Below are 4,370 nucleotides of genomic sequence, written 5' to 3'. Positions count from 1 at the left end.
TCATCGAAGGCCGCTGCAGCGGCGTCCCAGTAGGCGGTGATCGAAGCAGTTCGGTCAGTCATGACTCGATGCTCTCAGCAAGCCACTGACACTCCGGACGCCCAGTAGCAATGGCAGTTCTCACCGATAGTTTCCGCCGCAGCGATCGACAACTGCTGCTGAGACGCGTCGACAACCGATCTCCGCTCTCACCTACGAAGCCACGCGGACGAGTCACGCCCCCGTTGCACGTTTTCCACAGGCGCGGACTTGTCCACAGGTCGCCGCGTCGGCGGCGCCCCGGGTGGGACGATCATCCCCATTCCGACACGAAGGAGGGGATGTTGATGACTACATCCGTACTGATGGGGCTTGACGCGCGACTGGACTCCGAGGAGGCGGCCGCGGTGCTGGCGGCCGCCTGGGACGCGTTCGGCGTGGCCGCCGAGCTGTGCGACGGCATCACGTTCGAGGAGAGCAGCGACGAACTGCAGGCGATGGTCGCCGCACAGCAGTGCGTGGCGGGCCAAGCCCTCCTCCCGCTCCCGGAGACCGGCGGGCCGGTGGCGGCCGCACCGCCGGGGCCCGGCGCAGCCGGTCTCGACCCGTACGTACGGCTCCTGGAGCACGTCAGCGGTTCGCTGACACGAGTGTCAGCGGCCGGAGCGCACGGTACGGAGACAGCGCAGGCCCTCGTCCGGGCCGCGGAGCTGGCGGCCGGTGCGGCCGTGGCCTTGGCCGCGGTCCGGGAGCGCTGAGATGGCGACGCTGGGAGAGCTTTTCGACGTCGCGGTCGCGCAGCTCCAGGAGGTCGCGCAGATCCCGCTCGCGTCCATCGCAGCCGACGAGCGCGCCGCTTTAGCCGGTGAAGTCGACAGCCTGCTGGACCAGGTGCAAAGGAGCCTCGGTCCGCGGGCCTACACCCCTGCCCCGACGACCGACGAGCGGGACCTCACCAGAGCGGAGCGGAACCTGCACGACTGCCTGGGGCATGCGCGGGACTCGCTGGACACCGCCCGCCGGTACCTGCCCCCGCCGGGGGACGACCGCGGGCCGGCCGGCCAACGGATCGCTTCCGCGACGCGGGCCCTGGGCGCCGTACGCGACACGATCAGCAGCCATCTCGGCCCCGACCGCGCTCCGCTGACGCCGTACGCCTACCTGCTGCGGCACCAGAAGGCCTTCGACTACCTCGCCCGGCGGTACTCCGAGGTCGCCTGGGCGGCGGGGCACGTCGTGCACCGGCTCGCGCAGGGCGCCGAGCACCCCGGGGCGGTCGATGCGTTCAACCAGGCCAGGACTTCCCTGGATCACGCGTCGGTCTACGCGCGGGCGACGACCCGCGATGCCGATCACGACCTGGCCGCGTTCCCTGCGGCCCTGTCCGTCGAACCGGTCCAGGCAGCGCCGACGGATGCGACCAGCGCGGTCACCACCCGCCTCGCCGAGGACTGCGAGCGCCTCTCCCGGGCCGCGTACGCGGCCCTGCACGATCGCGCGGAGCAGCGGCTCAGCGGCTCGGACCTCCAGCAGATCTCCCGCTGGAACGCCATGGGCCGGCTGCTGGCGGGGCGCACGATGCTCCACGTCGCGGACGGCGCGGCGGACGGTGCGGTCCGGGAGAGCCTCAAGGACGCCGCCGCGGAGCTGCGGGAGTCCTCGAAGGCCTGGAAGGGCGCCGCTGAGGCCTGGCGCCATGTCGTGGACACCGGTGATCCGCGGGAGCATCCGCCGCTGCCGCCGCCGGCCTACGCGCAGGTCAAGCAGGGCACGGTCGCGCAAATGCCGTCGACCGACCCCCACCCCGCCGTGGTGGTCTCCCGGACCAGCGTCGTACGCCTGGGCCAGCTGCTGTTCGGCGCCCAGTGGACTCCCGAGCAGCCTCCGGGAGCGGCCCGGCCGGCCGCCGACATCGTCGCGGACGCCGGGGGCGAAGGGGCTCTGGCCGCCTCGGCGTACCGGCTCTCCGCCACCGGCTGGCAGATGGCCGCCGCCGCTCCGTGGGTGGTACGGCGGGCCGAAGCGGGCCTGGTGACGGACTCCGCCGAGTACCGGCCCCCGGGACTGGACAGGGGCAGGCGCTTCTACCCCGTCCATCTCCGTCAGGTCGAGGCGCTGACCGGGGCCTACTCGGCGGTGATGGGCGCGGAACAGAAAGGCGCGGCAGCCCTTCTGACCGCCGCACAGAGCGCGGGTACGCCTGTGCCGCGGGCCATGCTGGACGCGGCCGCCCACCGGGGGATCGCCCAGGAGCAGAAGTGGGTCACCGCGAAGCCCGTTCAGGCCCCCGTCCGTTCGCTGCCCCGGGCGCACGTCCCGACCGACCTCTTGGTCGGGCGGCGCCCGGGACTACGCCAGTGACTTTGCCCGTGGCCGGGGCCGATGCCCGAATCCGGGAGAATCGCCGGGTGAGTACACCAGCGCAGTCCCAGCGGGCCGTCGGACGCGGCGTCAGCACCCTTATCCCGCAGAGCGCCACCGATCAGGCGATGGCGGCGCTGACCGGGCTGGAGACGGTGCCCGTGCACGTCGGCCTCCTCCAGGCGGCAGCCCTGCTGCTGGAGGAGGCCGCGCGGACGGCCGCCGACGAGCCGACGAAGGCCGCCATGGCCAAGACGGCCGGGATGCTGCGCTCTGCCATGTAACCGGCGGACCCGCCCTTCTGGTGCCGCGCCGGACCCGCTGCCTGCCCAGGCGGCCGTCTAGGGGCGCCGGTAAGTGGCTGTTGTCGTTCCGATCTTGTGGGGTGTTGGTCGAACGGGGGTCCCGTTCGGGTGATCGCGGTGGGTTCCGGGCATGAGAACAGGGCCTCTTGGTAGCTCGGTAGGTGTCTACGCCAACGAGTTTTCCAGGAGGCCCTGTTGTCGCAGTTCTACGCCTTCGTGCGGGCCGGGTCCAGTCCACTCACCCCGTCGTGTGACTGTCTCGCGCACCGGTTCGGGAACGCCGCGGACAACGGGACGCGTGAGCGGCGCTACCCCACCGACATGACGGACGCGCAGTGGGCCGCGGTCCGTCCACTGCTGCCGGTGCCGGGCTGGCTGGAGGGCCGCGGTGGGCAGCCGGAGGCGTACTGCCACCGGACGATGTTGGACGCGGTCCACTACCTGGTCGACAACGGAACCAAATGGCGGGCCATGCCGGCCGACTTCCCGCCGTGGGACCGGGTCTACGCCTTCTTCCGGCGCTGGCGCGAGCACGGTCTGATCGTCGAGTTCCACGACCGGCTGCGCGGGAAGGTCCGCGAGAAGGCCGGCCGGGACCCGGAGCCGACCGCGGGTGTGATCGACTCCCAGTCGGTGAAAGCGGACGCCGTCGTGGGCGAAGACAGTCGCGGATTCGACGGCGGCAAGCTGCTCAACGGCCGCAAGCGGCACGCGGTGGTGGACACGCTCGGACTGCTGCTGGGTGTGATGGTCACCGCCGCGGACACCGGCGACCGTACTGGCGCCCGGGTACTTCTCGAGCAGGTCACCAACGTGCACCACCGGCTGGAACTGATCTGGGCCGACGGCGGATACACCGGCAGCCTCGTCGCCCACTGCCTCACCACGCTCGCGCTGGTCCTGGCAATCGTGAAACGCAGCGACGACATGCGCGGCTTCGTCGTACTGCCCAAGCGGTGGATCGTCGAGCGGTTCTTCGCCCACCTGATGCGCAGTCGCCGCCTGGTCCGTGACTTCGAACGCCGCACCGCGAGCGCCGAGGCGATGATCTACTGGTCGATGACCCTGCTCATGACACGCCGACTGGCCCGGCCAGGCCCGGCATCAGCGTGAACTGCCCCGGCACCGACTCGGCCAGCCACCCCCGGGCCACCAGCCGCTTCGCCTTCGACCGGAGCGTCTCCACCTTCGCCGGCACCGGGTCGATGCCGAAGGCTGCGGCCATCTCCTGGCAGGTCAACGGTCCCTGGCCGAGACCTCCCTGGTCGGACAGGACCCGCAGGATGCGCTGGTAGTCCACCGACAGTGCCGACCAGGCCAGGCCCGCGCGCCACATCGGCACCACCGATTTCGGCTTCGCCGGCTCGGGCTGCGGATTCGTTTCCCGCAGGCCCTCGGTGGAATCCGGGGCGGCATCTCCAGCACCGCCCAGGGCCAGGACCTCGCCGACCCGCGAGCGGGCAATGACCCACTCGTTCCAGTCCTGCTCGGCCACCACCAGCTCGGCCTGGACGCGATCGGCCTCCTCCCGCAAATCCTCCACACGACGACGAGCAGCGAGCTCCCGCACTTCCAGCAACCCAGAAACAGACGGCATCCACGACCCAGGGGCATTGCGTAGTCGAGGTTGGTCCGGTTCGCCGGTCTCGTGAGTGACGTGGTGTCATGTCCGTGTTGGGCAGGGGTATCCGGACAGCAGAGCAGGCACGGTGCCGGTGATCATGT

Annotated in this window: 5 protein-coding genes; 4 read left to right on the top strand and 1 reads right to left on the bottom strand. The window is 71.2% G+C overall.

The window, feature by feature from the left end; translation table 11 throughout:
- Positions 1 to 326 precede the first annotated feature (326 nt).
- The 4 genes from ACFWTC_RS38630 (at position 327) to ACFWTC_RS38615 (ending at position 3,758) form a co-directional block, all read left to right on the top strand.
- Positions 327 to 737, top strand: a complete 411-nt coding sequence (locus tag ACFWTC_RS38630) for a hypothetical protein (protein WP_384030644.1) — start codon at positions 327 to 329, stop codon at positions 735 to 737.
- Position 738: 1 nt separating this feature from the next.
- On the top strand, positions 739 to 2,340 hold the full coding sequence (locus ACFWTC_RS38625; RefSeq protein WP_384030642.1) for a hypothetical protein: 1,602 nt from the start codon (positions 739 to 741) through the stop codon (positions 2,338 to 2,340).
- A 47-nt stretch (positions 2,341 to 2,387) separates the two neighbouring features.
- Positions 2,388 to 2,624: a hypothetical protein gene (locus tag ACFWTC_RS38620; protein WP_384030640.1), complete on the top strand. Its 237-nt coding sequence runs from the start codon at positions 2,388 to 2,390 to the stop codon at positions 2,622 to 2,624.
- A gap of 216 nt (positions 2,625 to 2,840) precedes the next feature.
- Positions 2,841 to 3,758, top strand: a complete 918-nt coding sequence (locus ACFWTC_RS38615) for an IS5 family transposase (protein WP_384030638.1) — start codon at positions 2,841 to 2,843, stop codon at positions 3,756 to 3,758.
- Here ACFWTC_RS38615 and ACFWTC_RS38610 read toward each other — a convergent pair.
- Positions 3,715 to 4,242: a hypothetical protein gene (locus ACFWTC_RS38610; protein ID WP_384030636.1), complete on the bottom strand. Its 528-nt coding sequence runs from the start codon at positions 4,240 to 4,242 to the stop codon at positions 3,715 to 3,717. The genes ACFWTC_RS38615 and ACFWTC_RS38610 overlap by 44 nt on opposite strands.
- Between the last annotated feature and the right edge of the window lie 128 nt (positions 4,243 to 4,370).

It is taken from the genome of Streptomyces sp. NPDC058619 (assembly GCF_042717785.1).
Taxonomy (GTDB): domain Bacteria; phylum Actinomycetota; class Actinomycetes; order Streptomycetales; family Streptomycetaceae; genus Streptomyces.
The sequence above is the reverse complement of the archived record's forward strand: the minus strand, read 5'-3'. Positions and strand labels throughout refer to the sequence as shown.